The sequence below is a fragment of the Cellulomonas sp. 73-92 genome (genome assembly GCF_001898175.1).
GTDB lineage: Bacteria > Actinomycetota > Actinomycetes > Actinomycetales > Cellulomonadaceae > Cellulomonas.
Genome location: NZ_MKTH01000016.1, coordinates 14763 through 31498, shown reverse-complemented (window position 1 = coordinate 31498; position 16736 = coordinate 14763). Strand labels below are relative to the sequence as shown.

Annotated in this window: 12 protein-coding genes; 3 read left to right on the top strand and 9 right to left on the bottom strand. The window is 76.1% G+C overall.

Features of this window, described 5'->3' with window-relative positions:
• Positions 1 to 10: 10 nt before the first annotated feature.
• The 5 genes from BGO37_RS12215 to BGO37_RS12195 all read right to left on the bottom strand — a co-directional run bounded on the left by BGO37_RS12215 (position 11) and on the right by BGO37_RS12195 (position 5193).
• Positions 11 to 613: a regulatory protein RecX gene (locus BGO37_RS12215; protein WP_291755266.1), complete on the bottom strand. Its 603-nt coding sequence runs from the start codon at positions 611 to 613 to the stop codon at positions 11 to 13.
• A gap of 65 nt (positions 614 to 678) precedes the next feature.
• Positions 679 to 1719 (bottom strand): recombinase RecA, encoded by a 1041-nt coding sequence (recA, locus tag BGO37_RS12210; protein ID WP_291755265.1) that lies wholly within the window; start codon positions 1717 to 1719, stop codon positions 679 to 681.
• A 224-nt stretch (positions 1720 to 1943) separates the two neighbouring features.
• Positions 1944 to 2735 carry an MBL fold metallo-hydrolase gene (locus tag BGO37_RS12205; RefSeq protein ID WP_291755264.1) on the bottom strand — a complete coding sequence of 264 codons (792 nt, stop codon included), beginning with the start codon at positions 2733 to 2735 and terminating at the stop codon, positions 1944 to 1946.
• Positions 2732 to 4954, bottom strand: a complete 2223-nt coding sequence (locus tag BGO37_RS12200; protein WP_291755263.1) for an alkaline phosphatase family protein — start codon at positions 4952 to 4954, stop codon at positions 2732 to 2734. The genes BGO37_RS12205 and BGO37_RS12200 overlap by 4 nt, the downstream gene beginning before the upstream one ends.
• On the bottom strand, positions 4951 to 5193 hold the full coding sequence (locus BGO37_RS12195) for a DUF3046 domain-containing protein (protein WP_291755261.1): 243 nt from the start codon (positions 5191 to 5193) through the stop codon (positions 4951 to 4953). The genes BGO37_RS12200 and BGO37_RS12195 overlap by 4 nt, the downstream gene beginning before the upstream one ends.
• Before the next feature lie 93 nt (positions 5194 to 5286).
• Between BGO37_RS12195 and BGO37_RS12190 the strand changes: the two genes are divergently transcribed.
• Together BGO37_RS12190 and BGO37_RS12185 are read left to right on the top strand one after the other, a co-directional pair.
• Positions 5287 to 10209, top strand: a complete 4923-nt coding sequence (locus BGO37_RS12190; protein WP_291755260.1) for an ATP-dependent helicase — start codon at positions 5287 to 5289, stop codon at positions 10207 to 10209.
• Between the two features lie 18 nt (positions 10210 to 10227).
• Positions 10228 to 11091 (top strand): DNA-formamidopyrimidine glycosylase family protein, encoded by an 864-nt coding sequence (locus BGO37_RS12185; RefSeq protein WP_291755259.1) that lies wholly within the window; start codon positions 10228 to 10230, stop codon positions 11089 to 11091.
• A 3-nt stretch (positions 11092 to 11094) separates the two neighbouring features.
• Here the strand turns inward: BGO37_RS12185 and BGO37_RS12180 are convergent, their stop codons facing one another.
• The 3 genes from BGO37_RS12180 to pgsA form a co-directional block, all read right to left on the bottom strand.
• Entirely contained in the window at positions 11095 to 11412 is a 318-nt protein-coding gene (locus BGO37_RS12180; RefSeq protein ID WP_291755256.1) for a helix-turn-helix transcriptional regulator, read from the bottom strand.
• 169 nt (positions 11413 to 11581) lie between these two features.
• Positions 11582 to 12097 carry a CinA family protein gene (locus BGO37_RS12175; RefSeq protein WP_291755255.1) on the bottom strand — a complete coding sequence of 172 codons (516 nt, stop codon included), beginning with the start codon at positions 12095 to 12097 and terminating at the stop codon, positions 11582 to 11584.
• 1 nt (position 12098) lies between these two features.
• On the bottom strand, positions 12099 to 12806 hold the full coding sequence (gene pgsA, locus BGO37_RS12170; RefSeq protein WP_291755253.1) for a CDP-diacylglycerol--glycerol-3-phosphate 3-phosphatidyltransferase: 708 nt from the start codon (positions 12804 to 12806) through the stop codon (positions 12099 to 12101).
• Positions 12807 to 12929: 123 nt separating this feature from the next.
• Here pgsA and BGO37_RS12165 point away from each other — a divergent pair, with 123 nt between their 5' ends.
• Positions 12930 to 14258, top strand: a complete 1329-nt coding sequence (locus BGO37_RS12165; RefSeq protein WP_291755251.1) for a CapA family protein — start codon at positions 12930 to 12932, stop codon at positions 14256 to 14258.
• Between the two features lie 9 nt (positions 14259 to 14267).
• Here the strand turns inward: BGO37_RS12165 and BGO37_RS12160 are convergent, their stop codons facing one another.
• The gene (locus tag BGO37_RS12160; RefSeq protein WP_291755250.1) at positions 14268 to 16712 is read right to left on the bottom strand and encodes a DNA translocase FtsK; all 2445 of its coding nucleotides are present in this window, start codon (positions 16710 to 16712) and stop codon (positions 14268 to 14270) included.
• Positions 16713 to 16736: the final 24 nt, after the last annotated feature.

Genomic DNA, 16736 nt, shown 5'->3' with positions numbered 1-16736 from the left:
GCGCACGGGTTCACTCGTCCGAGCGGTCGTCCCACCCGACGCCGACGACCTCGGCGTCGTCCGGTTCACCCTCTCGGCCCAGCGTCTCTCGGACCAGGCGGGCGACGAGCCCCGGCGCGTACCCCCGGCGTCCGAGCGCGGCCAGGGTGCGGCGCTGCCGCGTCGCCGCGTCGAGCCCACGGGTGGACGCCAGCTTCCGCTCCACGAGCCGGCGGGCCGCCTCGACCTCGGCGTCGTCCCCCACCTGCTCCAGCGCCTCGGCGGCGGTCGCGTCGTCCACGCCGCGGCGTCGCAGCTCGACCGCCAGGGCGCGCCGGGACAGGCCGCGCTCCGCGTGCCGGGTTCGCACGAGCATCTCGGCGTACGCCGCGTCGTCGATGAGTCCGACGTCGGTGAACCGGTCCAGCAGGCGGGTCGCCACCGCCTCGGGCACGTCGCGCGTCGCCAGCGCCTCCGCCAGCTGCGCGCGGCTGCGCGGCGCGCCCGTGAGCAGGCGCAGCAGGATCGCCCGTGCGACCTCCTCCGCGTCCGGCTCGGGGTCGATCGCGGCCGGACCGGTGGGCGGCGGTTCGGAGGCGGGTGAGCGGAGCCGCCCCTGACCGGCGCCGCTCACCCCGTCCTCCTCGCTGTCCTCACCGACACGCCACCCCCGGCGGCTGCGTCACGGCCGGGCACGGATCAGAAGTTGACCGGCGCGTCGTCGGCCGGCCTGTCGACCTTCGCGCCGATGCCGAGTTTCTCCTTGATCTTCTTGTCCAGCTCGTCGGCCAGGTCGGGGTTGTCCCGCAGGAACGACCGGGCGTTCTCCTTGCCCTGGCCGAGCTGGTCGCCCTCGTACGTGAACCACGCCCCGGACTTGCGGATGAACCCGTGCTCGACGCCCATGTCGATGAGGCTGCCCTCACGCGAGATGCCGACGCCGTACAGGATGTCGAACTCCGCCTGCTTGAAGGGCGGCGCCATCTTGTTCTTCACGACCTTGACCCGCGTACGGTTGCCGACCGCCTCCTGGCCCTCCTTGAGGGTCTCGATGCGGCGGATGTCGAGGCGCACCGACGCGTAGAACTTCAGCGCCTTGCCGCCGGTGGTCGTCTCCGGCGAGCCGAAGAACACGCCGATCTTCTCCCGGAGCTGGTTGATGAAGATGGCGGTGGTGCCCGAGGAGTTGAGCGCGCCGGTGATCTTGCGGAGCGCCTGGGACATGAGGCGGGCCTGCAGCCCGACGTGGTTGTCCCCCATCTCGCCCTCGATCTCCGCCTTCGGCACCAGGGCGGCCACCGAGTCGACGACGACGATGTCGATCGCGCCGGACCGGATGAGCATGTCCATGATCTCGAGCGCCTGCTCGCCGGTGTCCGGCTGGGACACCAGCAGCGCGTCGGTGTCGACGCCGAGCTTCTTGGCGTACTCGGGGTCCAGGGCGTGCTCGGCATCGATGAACGCCGCGATGCCACCGGCGCGCTGGGCGTTGGCCACCGCGTGGAGCGCGACCGTCGTCTTGCCGCTCGACTCCGGCCCGTAGATCTCGATGACGCGGCCGCGCGGCAGGCCTCCGATGCCGAGCGCGACGTCGAGGGCGATCGACCCGGTGGGGATGACCTCGACGGGGGCACGCCCCTCGTCGCCGAGGCGCATGATCGAGCCCTTGCCGAACTGACGGTCGATCTGGCTCAACGCGGCCTCGAGGGCCTTCGCGCGATCCTGGGGTGCTGCGGGCATGGTTCCCTCGTTCGTCTCGAGCAGCGTGCGCGCTGCGCCGGCTGGGGCTGGTCTTCTCGTCGTGGGCGACCGTATGTCCGACCACCGACACGACCGCTCGCCTCCCGCGGCGGGTGCGCCGTGGCGCTCCCGGGACGGGCTGTGGGCGGTTGGTCGCCCGCGGGCCACAGTAGGCCGAACACGTGTTCGACGCACGCTTCGTGCCGGGCGTGTCGCGTCCCGGTTCAGGCCGCCGACGAGACGACGGCCGACTCCCCCGGCGCCAGCAGGACGACCTCGCACCCCGGGGCCTCGTGCCGGGCGGCGTGCAGGAAGGCCGGACCCGCCCGGTCCATCCAGCCCGGCGGCAGGCGCCGCGACACCGGCGCGTGCAGGGTGCCCCAGTGCACCGGGATCGCCGCGCGCGCACCGACGAGGTGGCACGCCCGCGCGGCCTCCACCGGGTCGAGGTGCCCACCGGACAGCCGGGGGCCCCACCCGCCGACCGGCACCAGCGCGAGGTCCACCCGCCCGTCCAGCAGGTCGGGGACGGCGGCCATCGCGGGGTGGGGGCCGGTGTCGCCGGCGAACCAGATCCGCAGGTCGCCGGCGCGCACGACGAAGCCGCAGGCGGCGTTCGGACGGCGCCGCATCGGCCGGTCGCCGTGCACCGCCGGGATCGCCCGCACCTGCACCGCGCGCGTGTGACGGGCGGTCGGCACGGTCCACCAGGTGCCTTCCGGCAGCGCGACGCCACCCGGGATGCCGTGCCCGCGCAGCCAGTGCGCGTTCGCCGGTGCCGCGACCACGGGCGTGCTCCCGAGCAGCTCGAGCGAGCCGATCTCCGCATGGTCGTAGTGCAGGTGGGAGATCAGCACCGCGTCCGGGTCGCGCCAGGACCGCGGGTCCGGCGCCGCGCCCCGGCGCCGCAGCAGCCCGGCGTGCTCGCGCAGCAGCGGGTCGGTGAGCAGCCGGGCACCGGCCACGTCGAGGACCACGCTCGCGTGCCCGAGCCACGTCACGCGTCCGTCGGTCATGGTGACGGCGCCCTGTCACGGCTGTCGCCAGGCCGCCGGGAGCGGTCCGGCGTGCCCTCGTCCTGCGCCCGGTCGTGCCGCGTCGGTTGCCCCGGCGCCTGCTCGCCGTGCGTCTGCGCGGCGCCCGCCGCGCCCTCGGCCCGGAGCTCCGCGGCACGCAGCCAGGCCAGCAGGCACTCGTGCACCGCCTCGGCGCCCACCAGCAGGGGCCGGCCGGCGACGGGTTCGCGCGCGTCGTCGGGCACCTGCCAGGCGGACGGGTGCAGCAGGAACGCCCAGCTCTGGTCGCCGCCCAGGCCGCCGTGCGAGCCGACCTGCCCCTCGAAGGCGTGCACCTGCCCCTCCGGTGTCACCGCGGAGACCACCAGCAGGTCCCCCGCGTCGGGCAGGCGCGCGGCGCGGGCGAGGTCCGCCGCCGCCCGCGGCCCGTGGCCGGCGAGGGGGTCGTCGCCCTCCACGGGCTCGTCGCGCTCCAGCGTCCGCACGCCGCGCGGGCCGACGACGACGAGACCGCGGTCGGCGGTGTCGAGGACGACGAGGCCGACGCCCGGCGTCGCGGCGAGCCCCGCGACGAGCCCCGGGTACAGCGCCTGGAGGTCCTCGAGCACCGGCCGGCGCGCCAGCCGCGGGAACCAGACCAGCGCCAGGTTCCCCGAGGCGGCGACGACGACCTCCGGCGGGCCGTCGGACTCGGCCGCCCGTTCGTCGTGCGCCCGGTCGTCACGGCCTCGCTCCGCCCGGCCGGTGCCCGCCCGCCGGAGCCTCGCCGACGACCGGCCGAAGAGGCTTGTGAGCAGCGCGTCCAGCTGTCCGAAGTCCTCCCCGCCACCGCTCGCGAGGCCTGCGGCGTCTGGCGCCGCCATGAGGTCGCGGACGACGTCGAGCAGGCTCGCACCCGCCACCTGCGAGAACGGTGCGCCCAGGGTCTGGCCGTGGTCGGAGAGGACGACGACCTCGTACTCGCGCGGTGCCCACGGCAGCACGCGCTCCAGCGTGCCGAGCACACCGTCGAGCCCCTCGAGCGCGCGCAGCGACTCCGGCCGGGTCGGCCCGGCGTGGTGCGCGATCTCGTCGTAGTCGACGAGCGCGACGAAGACCACCGGCGCCCCCTGCTCGAGCGACGCCGCGACGATCGACGTCGACAGGTCGCGCAGGAGGACGTTGGTCAGCGCGCGCAGCGGGACGTACCAGCCGCCGCGGCGGATGCGCGGCGTCACGCCGTGCTCACGCTGCCGCCGCGCCTGGTACAGCTCCTTGACCATCTCGCCGATCGTGACGGTCAGCGCCCTGACCAGCACGAAGGGGTCCGCGAAGAACCTCAGGTACCCGGCGCCCGGCCCGACCCCCCGGCGCGGACCCCGGCTCATGACGAGGTAGGCGGTGCTCGCGTCGCCCGAGAGCATCGTGCCCACCGCGACGCCGCCGCCGGACAGGAGCCCGTCACCGGTCGTCGTGCGCTCCTCGATGAGCGCCGCATCGGCCGGCCGGTTGGCGACGACGATCCGCGCGAGGTCACGGTCCCACCATCGGAACGCCGGCACGCGCGAGGAGTCGCCGTGCAGGAGCCCGGCCTGGCTCGCCGGCGTCGTCGCGGGCACCCGCGCCCACCAGGGCTCGACCGTGTGGGACCCGCTCGTCAGCCAGCGGTCCATCGTCGGGACGAGCCCGGCGGCCCGCGCCAGGTCGAGGACGGGCGCCGACACCCCGTCGAGCTGCACGACGAGCACGCCCGGGGGCCGGCCGGGCGCGCCCGCGTCCCGGCCCTCCGCCAGCGCCCGGCGCCGCGCGCGGCGCAGCGTGGCCTCGACGACGTAGCCGTTGCCCGGCGCCGCCCAGACCCACCGCCCGACGGCCATGACGACCCCGGCGACGACGAGCACCCAGACGACCGCCCAGGGGGTGCTCAGCTCGACGCCGGGCAGGAACCGCAGCGCCGCCCAGGCGACGAGCAGCTGGCCCGCCAGGCCGGCCACGAGCGCGCCGCCGGCACCGCCGAGCCGCGCGACGAGCCGCAGCCCGGGGGCGAGCAGGAGCGCGCCGGCCGCGACGATCGCACCGGCCAGGAGCACCGGCCACCAGGTGCGCACGGTGACACCGCCGACGACGCCGATCGCCACGGACAGCCCGAGCGTCGTCGCGACGAGGGACCAGCCGGCCTCCGCGAGGTCGGCCCGGGTGGGCCATCGCCGCCGTGCCACGGGCGGCGGGCCGGCGCTCACGCCCGTGCGCGCCGCGGCGGGGCCGTGCGGCGCGGGTTGGCGCCCCAACGTCGGGAGTCGGGGATCTCGAGCTCGTCGCAGAGGGCGTGCCACACGTCGCGCGGGTCGACGTTGTCCGCGAGGGCCGCCTCGGCGGTGCGGTCCTCGAGCGAGCCGAGGCGCAGCGACGTGGCCAGGACCCGGCCGTGGGCACGGCCGAGCACCTCGTCGACCAGTCCCCAGAACTCGCTGTACCGCACGGCACCAGCCTGCCACCCCGCGGCGACAGCACCGACCCGAGGCGGCGGCCATGGGGCGCGCCACGTGTCGGCGGTGGCGGCGATGATGGGCGGGTGGCCCTCGACCGGTTCTCCGAGCCCACCCGCGCCTGGTTCGCGGGTGCGTTCGACGAGCCCACCGCGGCGCAGCGCGGGGCGTGGGACGCGATCGCCGGCGGTGACCACGCGCTCGTCGTCGCGCCCACCGGCTCCGGCAAGACCCTCGCGGCCTTCCTCTGGGCGCTCGACCGGTTGCTGACGGAGCCGGCACCGGCGGACCCGCTCGAGCGGTGCCGGGTCCTCTACGTCTCGCCGCTCAAGGCGCTGGCGGTCGACGTGGAACGCAACCTGCGCTCCCCGCTGGTCGGCATCCGGCAGGCGGCGCAGCGGCTCGGCCGCGCTCTCCCGCCGGTCGAGGTGGGCATGCGCACCGGGGACACGCCGCCGGAGGAGCGCCGGGCGTTCGGGCGGACGCCGCCGGACATCCTCATCACCACCCCGGAGTCGCTGTACCTGGTGCTGACCTCGTCCGCGCGCGCCGGGCTCGTGGGCGTGCGGACGGTGATCGTCGACGAGATCCATGCCGTCGCCGGCACCAAGCGGGGCGCCCACCTGGCGCTGTCGCTCGAGCGCCTGGACGCGATGCTCGAGCGGTCCGGCGGGCCCGGGCCGGCGCAGCGCATCGGGCTGTCCGCGACGGTCCGCCCGGTGGACGCCGTCGCGGCGTTCCTGTCCGGCAGCCGGCCGCTCGACGACGGCGGGCGGCGCGTCGTCGTCGTGCAGCCACCGGCGGACAAGCGGATCCAGGTGGACGTCGTGGTGCCCGTGCCCGACCTCACGGAGCCGGGGACCGTCGGGCCGGTCGGCGAGCCCGACGACAGCGGCTACGTCACCACGGCCAAGCCCTCGGTGTGGCCGCACGTCGAGGAGCGCGTGGTCGACCTGGTCGCGGCGCACCGCTCGACGCTCGTCTTCACCAACGCCCGGCGCGGCGCCGAGCGGCTGACGAGCCGCATCAACGAGGTGTGGGCGGCGCGCAACGGGCTGGACGTGCCGGACGTCGGCGCCGCACAACCGGCGCAGGCCCCCGGGGAGTCGGGCACGTCGGCCGGTGTCGACACCCGCCACGCCGCCACGATCCTCGCTCGCGCGCACCACGGGTCGATGAGCCGGGCGGAGCGGACCCGCACCGAGTCCGAGCTCAAGGCCGGGCTGCTGCCCGCCGTCGTCGCGACGTCGTCGCTCGAGCTGGGCATCGACATGGGCGCCGTCGACCTCGTCGTCCAGGTCGGCGCGCCGCCCTCGGTGGCCAGCGGGCTGCAGCGCATCGGCCGTGCCGGCCACCAGGTCGGGGCGGTGAGCCACGGCATCGTCTTCCCGACCTTCCGCGGCGAGCTCGTGCCGGCCGCGGTCACCGCGCAGCGGATGCGCGAGGGGGCGCTCGAGGCCCTCGTCGTCCCGGCGAACCCGCTCGACGTGCTGGCGCAGCAGGTCGTGGCGATGGTCGCCGTCGACGACTGGTCGGTGCCCGACCTGGCTGCGACCGTGCGGCGCGCGGCGCCGTTCGCGGGGCTCGGCGCCGCCACCTTCCACGCCGTCCTCGACATGCTGGCGGGCCGCTATCCCAGCGAGGAGTTCGGCGAGCTGCGCCCGCGTCTGGTGTGGGACCGGGTCCAGGACACCCTGACCGCCCGGCCGGGCGCGCTGCGGCTGGCGGTGACCTCCGGCGGCACCATCCCGGACCGGGGGCTGTACGGGGTCTTCCTCGCCGACGGGTCCGTCGACGCCGGCGTGCCGGTCGACCCGGAACGGAGCGGCGGGCGGGTCCGCGGCGGCAAGCGGGTCGGCGAGCTCGACGAGGAGATGGTCTACGAGTCGCGGGTCGGCGACACGTTCACGCTGGGTTCGTCGACGTGGCGGATCCGCGAGATCACGCCGGACCGGGTGGTCGTCACGCCCGCGCCGGGGCTGCCGGGGCGGCTGCCGTTCTGGAAGGGCGACGCGGTCGGCCGGCCCGCCGAGCTGGGCAGGGCGATGGGCGCATGGGTGCGCGAGCTCATGACGCTCCCCGAGCCGGCGGCGCGCGAGCGGGTCACCGCCACCGGCCTCGACGAGTGGGCCACGGACAACCTCCTCGCCTACCTGCGCGAGCAGCGCGAGGCGACGGGCGAGGTGCCCACCGACACGGTGCTGGTCCTCGAACGGTTCCGGGACGAGCTGGGCGACTGGCGCGTGGTGCTGCACTCGCCGTACGGCGCGCGGGTCCACGCTCCGTGGGCGGTGGTGCTCGGCGCGCGGCTGCGGCAGCGGTACGGGGTCGACGCGGCGGTGATGCACGCCGACGACGGGATCGTGCTGCGGCTGCCGGACGTGCTGGAGTCCGCGCTCGACGACCCGGCGGACGGGCCCGCCGGCGACCCGCTGGTCGACATCGCCGACCTGCTGGTGGACGCCGACACGGTGCTCGACGAGGTGCGCACCGAGCTCGGCAGCTCCGCGATGTTCGCCGCGCGGTTCCGGGAGGCCGCGGGGCGCGCGCTGCTGCTGCCGCGCCGCCGCCCGGACCGCCGGCAGCCCCTGTGGCAGCAGCGGCAGCGCGCCGCCCAGCTGCTGCAGGTCGCGTCGCAGTACCCCGACTTCCCCATCCTGCTGGAGGCGGCCCGCGAGTGCCTGCAGGACGACTTCGACACCGCCGCCCTCGCCGGGCTGATGCGCGACGTCGCCGCGGGCCGCGTGCGCATCGTCGACGTCACCACGGCGCACCCGTCGCCGTTCGCCGCCTCGCTGCTGTTCGGCTACACGGCGCAGTTCCTCTACGACGGCGACGCGCCCCTCGCCGAGCGTCGCGCCGCCGCCCTCAGCCTCGACCCGACGCTGCTCGCGGAGCTGCTCGGCCAGGGCGGGCAGTCGCAGCTGGCCGACCTGCTGGACCCGAACGCGGTCGAACGGACCGAGGCGGAGCTGGGAGCGCTGGCGCCGGACCGGCAGGCGCGCTCGCTGGAGGAGCTCGCCGACGTGCTGCGCCGGCAGGGACCCCTGCCCGAGGCGGAGCTGGCGCGGCGGGTGACCGAGGAGCGCCGGGACGAGGCCGCGGCGTGGCTGGCGGAGCTCGAACGTGCGCGCCGGGCGATCCGGGTCCGCATCGGCGGGCTCGGTGCCGCCCACGCGGAGCAGTGGGCCGCCGTCGAGGACGCCGGCCGGCTGCGCGACGCGTTAGGGGTGGCCCTGCCGGTCGGGGTGCCGGAGGCGTTCACCGAGGTGGTCCCCGATCCCTTGGGCGACCTGCTGCGCCGGCATGCGCGCACGCACGGGCCTTTCCCCGCCGCGGCCGTCGCCGCGCGGTTCGGGCTCGGCATCGCCCTCGTGACGGAGGTGCTGGCGCGGCTCGTCGGCCGCGGGGTGCTGGTCCAGGGGCGGCTGCGACCGGACGTGCTCGGCGGCACCGGCGACGAGTACTGCGACGCGGACGTGCTGCGGATGCTGCGGCGCCGCTCCCTCGCCGCGCTGCGGGCGGAGGTCGAGCCGGTGCCGCCGCAGGCGCTGGGGGTGTTCCTGCCCGCGTGGCAGGGGGTGCGCCCGGCCCGCAGCGGGACGTCAGCCGGGCTGCGCGGCCTCGACGGTGTGGCGCGCGTCGTCGAGCAGCTGGCAGGAGCCGCGCTGCCCGCCTCGGCGCTGGAGACGTGGGTGCTGCCGTCGCGCGTCGCCGACTACTCCCCCGCGATGCTCGACGAGCTGACCGGCGCCGGCGAGGTGGTCTGGGCGGGGCACGCCGCCCTGGCCGGGCACGACGGGTTGGTCAGCCTCCACCCGGCGTCCGTCGCCGACCTGACGCTGCCTCCGCCCGCGGACGACGAACCCGGCGGTCCGCTGCGTCAGGCCGTGCTCGAGGCGCTGGCCGGTGGCGGGGCGTGGTTCCTGCCGGCGCTCACGGCCCGCGTGCAGGGCGCGGTGGACGACGACGCCCCGGTGACGCAGGGCCGCGTGCTGGACGAGCTGTGGGCGCTGGTGTGGGCCGGCCGGGTGACGAACGACGGCCTGGCACCGTTGCGGGCCTGGCTCGGCACGGGCACCACCGCCCATCGCACGCGCCCGACGACGCCACGCGGCCGGTCCCTGCGGCCCCGGCTCGGGCTGCGCGGCGTGGGCGCGCTGCCCTCGACAGCGGCCGCGCGACCCGGCTCGGCCGCCGACGCCGCCACGGGTCGCGGGGCCGGCCGGTGGTCGCTGCTGCCGACGCGCGAGCAGGACCCGACCCTCCTGGCGCACGCGACGGCGGCGCAGCTGCTGGACCGGCACGGGATCGTCACACGGGCGGTCGCGCCGTCCGAAGGGCTCGGCGGCCGGTTCGGGGACGTCTACCGGGTGCTGTCAGCCCTGGAGCAGGGCGGGCAGCTGCGCCGTGGCTACTTCGTCGAGCACCTCGGCGGGTCGCAGTTCGCGCTCCCGGGGGCCGTCGACCGGTTGCGGTCGGACGCCCAGGTCGTCGCGCGAGCCGTGGCACGGGCGGCCGACGCGGCCGCGGACGGGACGGTCGAGGACGGCACGGCGCGGCGGCGCCTCGAGGCGCCGAGCGGCACGGACGTCGCGCCGGGGGCCAGGCCGCTCGTCGTCGTGCTCGCGGCGTCCGACCCGGCCAACCCCTACGGCGCCGCGCTCGCGTGGCCGGATCCCTGGGTGCCGCCGGGCGAGCAGCCCCGGCACCGGCCGGGGAGGAAGGCGGGTGCGCTCGTCGTGCTCGTCGACGGCGCGCCCGCGCTGTACGTGGAGCGCGGCGGGCGCACCACGCTGACGTTCACGCCCGACCGGGCGGCGCTGGACGCGGCCGCCGACGCGCTGGGCGAGGCGGTGCGGGCGGGGCGGACCGGCAGGCTGACGATCGACAAGGTCGACGGCGTGCCGGTGCTGGGCGGCGCGCTGCACGGCACGCTGGGGACCGCCCTCGTCGCGGCGGGCTTCACGCCCACGCCGAGCGGCCTGCGGCTGAGGGGGCCGGCGTGACCGGCCCGGGTGGCGCCGGTGCCTGAGGGCGACATCCTGCGGCGCACCGCCGCCTCGCTCGACGGCGTCCTCGCGGGGCGGGAGCTGACCCGGGCCGAGCTGCGGTGGCCCTCGGCGGGCGGCGTCGACCTCGTCGGGCGCACCGTCCTCGGCACGCGCCCCTACGGCAAGCACCTGCTGACCCGGCTGGACGACGGCCGCACGCTGCGGACCCACCTGCGGATGGACGGGATGTGGCGGGTGCGCCGCACCGGGGCCCGGCAGGTGCCCATCGGCCGGCCGGAGGTGCGTGCCGTGCTGGCCAGCGACGTCGGCATCGCGGTCGGCGTGCTGCTGGGGATGCTCGACGTCGTCCGGACGCGCGACGAGCACACGCTCGTCGGCACGCTGGGGCCGGACCTGCTCGACGACACGTTCGACCCCGGCGACGGCCAGGCCACCGGGATCCCGCCGAGCCGCACCGGCGCGCTCGGCATCGACGCTCCCGGCGGCATGCCGCTGCTGGCGCCGGGGCCCGGGATCGACGAGGCACGGCAGCGCTGGGCGGCCCGAGGGGCGACGCCGGTCGCGGAGGTGCTCCTGGACCAGCACGTCGTGGCGGGGATCGGGACGATCTTCATGGCGGAGTCGCTCTTCGCCGAGCGCATCTGGCCGTGGACCCCGGCCGATCAGGTGACGGACCCGGCGAGGCTGCTGCGCACCGCCCGCCGGCTCATGTCCGAGGCGATCCGGCTGCGCACGCCGCCGGGACGCGTGCACGCCAGGGAAGGCCTGCGGTGCCCGCGCTGCGGCGGCCTGATCGCGCGCGGCCAGGCGCGCCGGCCACCCATGCAGCGACCCGTCTTCTGGTGCCCGCGCTGCCAGCCGGCGCCGCGCGGCTGACCGTCAGCCGACGGGAGCGAGCTCCGGGCGACGACCCCAGCCGTCGAACGCGAGGTCCGCCGGCACGGTGTCCGGGATCAGCAGGCCCTCGGCGACGGCGATCCGGTCGGCCGCCTCACGCAGCACCAGCGACATCGGCACGTCGAGCGCGTCGCAGATGCTCCAGAGGAGCTCGCTCGACGCTTCCTTCTGCCCGCGCTCGACCTCGGAGAGGTACCCGAGCGACACGCGGGCCGCGGACGACACCTCGCGGAGGGTCCGCCCCTGACGCTGCCGAGCGTCGCGCAGCACATCACCGATGTGGTGTCGTAGGACCACCATGTGGGCTCCCCCCTTCGTGTCACGAGCCGGGACCATGCCCGGCACACCCGTCCGTCCACTCGTCGCGACGGCGGCTCGCGCCTCCACCGGACGATGTCCACCGTACCGTGCGCCTGTGACACGTGCCCCGTCGCGGCGTCCCATCGGCCGGTTGACCATCACGGCGGGTTCAACGTGGCGGGGTGGCTTCCTGTTCCCCCACCGCGGCGAGCGCCAGCTCGAGCACCCCCTGGACGGTCGCGGCCCGCACCGCGACGCGGTCGCCGGCGATGCGCCACGAGGCGACGCGGGTCCCGGCAGAGGTGGCGACGGCGACGTGCACCGTGCCCGGCGCCCGGCCGTCCTGCGGGTCGGGTCCCGCCACTCCCGTCGTCGCCAGCCCGAGGTCCGCCCCCAGCCGTTCCCGCACTCCGGCCGCCATGGCCGCGGCGACGTCCGGGTCGACCGCGCCACGCACCGCGAGCAGCTGGTCGTCCACCCCCAGCAGCGCCGCCTTGAGGTCGGTCGCGTAGGCGACGACGCCGCCGCGCAGCACGCGTGAGGCACCCGGTACGTCGACGAGCCGGGCGCAGACCGCGCCGCCGGTGAGGGACTCCGCCACGGCGAGCGTCCAGCCGCGGTGCTCCAGCGCCGCCAGCAGGCGGGCCGCGACGCTCGTCGCGGCGTCGGCCGCCGGGACCGTCACCTCAGACGCCCGCCGGCCGGGCGGGGTCACCGGGCGCCGCCTCGTCGGCGGGACCCGGCGCCGCCCCGCCCGTGAGACCGGACGGCGCATCGCCGGCACCGGCCGCCGGCCCGAGGTCGCCGGCCTTGGCCCGCAGCGCCGCGGCCTCGCGCCACACGCGCACCGCGGTGCGCACGTAGTCCAGGCCGGTGACGACGGTGAGCAGCACCGCGACGACCATGAGCACCCACGCCACGGCCCGGACCCACCCCGGCAGGTGGCCCAGCGGCAGCAGGAACACGCCGATCGCGGCGGTCTGCAGCACCGTCTTGAGCTTGCCGCCCTTCGAGGCGGGCAGCACCAGGTAGCGCAGCAGGAAGAACCGCATGACGGTGATGCCGAGCTCGCGGACGAGGATGACGATCGTCACCCACCACGGCAGGTCGTCCAGGATCGACAGGCAGACCAGCGCGGCGCCCATGAGCAGCTTGTCCGCGATCGGGTCGAGGAGCTTGCCGAGGTCGGTGACGAGGTTGTTGCGGCGCGCGAGCCAGCCGTCGAACCGGTCGGTCGCCGCCGCGACGAGGAACAGCGCGAGCGCGACGAGCCGCAGCGCCACGCCCTGGCCGTGGTCCCACAGCAGCGCCACGACGAACACCGGCACCAGCACGATGCGCAGCACCGTCAGGACGTTCGCCGGGTTCCAGGCGGAGGGGGCTGCGTCGACCACGCCGCCAGCCTAGGGGCACGGCGAGCGCGTGCGGCCCCCGGCAGGCCGCCGCGGGGTCCGGGCCGACGGACGCTCCGCCGATGGTCCGAGGAATCGGCGGCGGGTCGCCACTATCCTCCGGGCGTGAGGCACGCGCGTTCCCGGCCGCGGCCGGTGCTGTCGGTGGTCGTCGCGACCGTCGTCGCCCTCGGGGCGGCCGGCGGCGCCGGGTACGCCGCGCACCGGGCGCTCGACGGAGGCGGGCCCGCGCTCGCCGGGAACGGGGTGCCTCTCCCGACGGCGACGACCACGCCGCCGGCTCCGGTCACGCCCAGCCCCACGCCGACGGCCGACCCGGACGCGAGCTTCACCATCGTGGCGGCCGGCGACTTCCTCATGCACGGTCCGGTCAACGCCGACGCGCGGACCACTGGCGGCGGCTACGACTACTCCGCCGAGCTGGCGCCGCTCGACCCCTGGATCCAGGGCGCAGACCTCGCGCTGTGCCACCTCGAGGTCCCGGTCGCCCCGCCGGGCACCGCGCCGAGCGGGTACCCGGTCTTCGCGGCTCCGCCGCAGATCATCCCGGCGATCAAGGCGCAGGGCTGGGACGGCTGCTCCACCGCGTCGAACCACTCGGTGGACCGCGGCTTCGCCGGCATCAAGGCCACGCTCGACGCCCTCGACGCGGCCGGGCTCGGGCACTCGGGCACGGCGCGCAGCGCCGCGGAGGAGCAGTCGCCCCAGCTGTACCGCCTGCAGCGCGGCGGGCAGACGATCACGGTCGCCGACATCGCCTCGACCTACGCCACCAACGGCATGCCGGTCGACGCCGACAAGCCGTGGTCGGTGGACCGCATCGACGTGGCGCGGATCGTGGCGCAGGCCACGGCCGCCCGGGCCGCCGGGGCCGACCTCGTCATCGCCACCGTGCACGCCGGCAACGAGTACCAGACCGCGCCGAACGCGCAGCAGCAGGAGGTCGACCAGCAGCTGGCGGACTCCGGCGTCATCGACCTGGTCATCGGGCACCACGTGCACGTGCCGCAGCCGATCGCCAAGCTCGCCGGCGGGCCTGGCGGCCAGGGCATGTGGGTGGCCTACGGGCTGGGCAACTACATCTCCAACCAGGACCAGAGCACGGTGGGGATCGCGCGCACCGACTCGGGGATCCTGCTGACGGTGCACGTCACGAGCCAGGGGGCCTTCCCCGCGCAGGGCCGCAAGGCCGGCCCGGCGCACGTCACGGGCATGGAGTGGACGCCGATCACCGTCGACCGGCTCGGCGGCCACAAGGTCTACGCGATGCCGGACATCCCCAACGGGACCGCGACGCTGTCCGCCGCGGAGGTCGCAGCGCGCACCGCGCGTGTCGCGGCGGCGGCCGGAACGGTCGCACCCGAGCGGACCACGCCGCTGACGCCGACCGGGCAGCCGCCGGTCGTCGTCCCCCGCGTCACGCCGACCGGCTGACGCACCGCCTCAGCGGTCGTTCCAGTCCTCGTCCGCGTCGTCGTGCCAGTCCTCGGCCACGTCGTCGTCCAGCGGCGGCTCGCCGCGCAGCAGGGCCAGCGTCCCGGCCAGGTCGTCGGGCTTGACGAGCACCTCGCGGGCCTTGGACCCCTCGGAGGGCCCGACGATCTCGCGCGACTCCAGCAGGTCCATGAGCCGGCCCGCCTTGGCGAACCCGACCCGCAGCTTGCGCTGCAGCATCGACGTCGAGCCGAACTGGGTGGTGATGACCAGCTCGGCCGCCTGCAGCAGCAGGTCGAGGTCGTCGCCGATGTCGTCGTCCACCTGCTTCTTGGCGGGCGCGACGGTGACGTCCGGCCGGTAGACCGGCTTCAGCTGGCCCTTGACGTGCGCCACGACCGCGTGGATCTCCGTCTCGGTGACCCAGGCGCCCTGGGTGCGCATCGGCTTGGCGGCACCCATCGGCAGGAACAGCGCGTCGCCCTGCCCGATGAGCTTCTCCGCACCCGGCTGGTCGAGCACGACGCGCGAGTCCGTCAGGGACGACGTGGCGAACGCCAGCCGCGACGGGATGTTCGCCTTGATGACGCCCGTCACCACGTCGACCGACGGCCGCTGCGTCGCCAGCACCAGGTGGATGCCCGCCGCGCGCGCCAGCTGCGTGATGCGCTGGATCGACGCCTCGACGTCCCGCGGGGCGACCATCATGAGGTCCGCCAGCTCGTCGACGACGACCAGCAGGTACGGGTACGGCGCGATCTTGCGCTCGGAGCCCGGCAGGGGCTTGACCTTGCCGGCGCGCACCGCGGCGTTGAAGTCGTCGACGTGCTTGAAGCCGAACATCGACAGGTCGTCGTACCGCGCGTCCATCTCGCGCACCACCCACTCGAGGGCCTCGGCGGCCTTCTTGGGGCTGGTGATGATCGGCGTGATGAGGTGCGGGATCCCCTCGTAGACCGTCAGCTCCACGCGCTTGGGGTCGACGAGGATCATCCGCACCTCGTCGGGCGTCGAGCGCATGAGCACCGACACGATCATCGAGTTGACGAAGCTCGACTTGCCGGAGCCGGTGGCGCCGGCGACCAGCAGGTGGGGCATCTTCGCGAGGTTCGCCACGACGTAGCCGCCCTCGACGTCCTTGCCGACGCCGACGACGAGCGGGTGCTCGCTGCGCTTGGCGGCGGCCGACCGCAGCACGTCGCCCAGGGCGACCGTCTCGCGGTCGGTGTTGGGGATCTCGATGCCGATGGCCGACTTGCCAGGGATGGGAGACAAGATCCGCACGTCCGCGCTGGCCACGGCATAGGCGATGTTGCGCGAGAGGGCCGTGACGCGCTCGACCTTGACGGCCTGACCGAGCTCGACCTCGTACCGCGTGACCGTCGGGCCGCGCGTGAAGCCGGTCACCTGGGCGTCGATCTCGAACTGCTCGAGGACGCTGGTCAGCGACTCGACGACGCGGTCGTTCGCGGCCGAGCGGACCTTGTGCGGCGCCCCCTTGGCGAGCATCTCCTCGTCGGGCAGCAGGTAGAGCACGTCACCGCCCAGCATGGGCTGCTCGCCGGCCGGGACGCGGCGCGTCGGCGGCGCCTCGATCCGGTGCGAGCCGGACACGACGGTGGTCGGCACGGTCTCCGCCGAGCGCGCCACGGCGAGCGCCTCGGCCGCGTCCGGCCCTGGCTCGCCGAACGCGGGCGTGACCTGGTGGGCCCGCTCGAACGCCTCGTCGCCGTCGTAGCCGTCGAGCCCGTCGTCGACACCCTCGGGCTGGTCGCCCCGGTGCCGCAGCCGGCCCAGCAGCCCGCGCCGCGCCTGCTGGGCGGGCGGCTCCGGGAGTGCCGTGTGGCCGGCGTTGATGACGAGCGGCCCGTCCTCGTCGTCCTCGGCCGCGCGGTGGCCGGACACCTTGTCCCACCCGGCCCGCAGCTTCGGGACGATCTGGTTGACGGGCGTCGCGGTGACGACGAGCAGCCCGAACACCGCGAGCAGCACGAGCAGCAGCACCGCGACGACGGGTGTCAGGGCGTGCGCCAGCGGGGTCCCGACGACGTAGCCGACGAGCCCGCCCGACGCGCGGAGCCGGTCCCAGGCGTCCGTCGCGGGCACGCCCGCGCCGACCTCCCAGATGGCGCACACGGCGACGGCCAGGGCCGACACACCGATCCCGATGCGCGACGACGCGGCGGAGTCCTCCGGGTGGCGCATGAGGCGGACCGACGCCCAGAGCAGCACGAGCGGCACGACGACGCCGACGCGCCCGACGAGCCCCGCGGTGGCGTCGTGGACGACGGAGCCTGCCGTGCCGGACAGCCCGAACCACTCCCGGGCCGCGACGACGACCGCGAGCGCGAGGAGGAAGAAGGCCAGCCCGTCCCGGCGGTGCGCCGGGTCGAGGTCGCGCGCCCCCCGCCCGACCCGCCGGGCGGTGCCGCCGACGAGGTGCGCCACGCCCATCCACGCCCCCCTGACCATCCGCAC

What these genes read in the sequence shown, in the direction of transcription:
- recA (WP_291755265.1), bottom strand. Translation starts at nt 1,719, where the DNA reads ATGCCCGCAGCACCCCAGGATCGCGCGAAGGCCCTCGAGGCCGCGTTG.
- BGO37_RS12205 (WP_291755264.1), bottom strand. Translation starts at nt 2,735, where the DNA reads ATGACCGACGGACGCGTGACGTGGCTCGGGCACGCGAGCGTGGTCCTC.
- BGO37_RS12180 (WP_291755256.1), bottom strand. Translation starts at nt 11,412, where the DNA reads ATGGTGGTCCTACGACACCACATCGGTGATGTGCTGCGCGACGCTCGG.
- BGO37_RS12160 (WP_291755250.1), bottom strand. Translation starts at nt 16,712, where the DNA reads ATGGGCGTGGCGCACCTCGTCGGCGGCACCGCCCGGCGGGTCGGGCGG.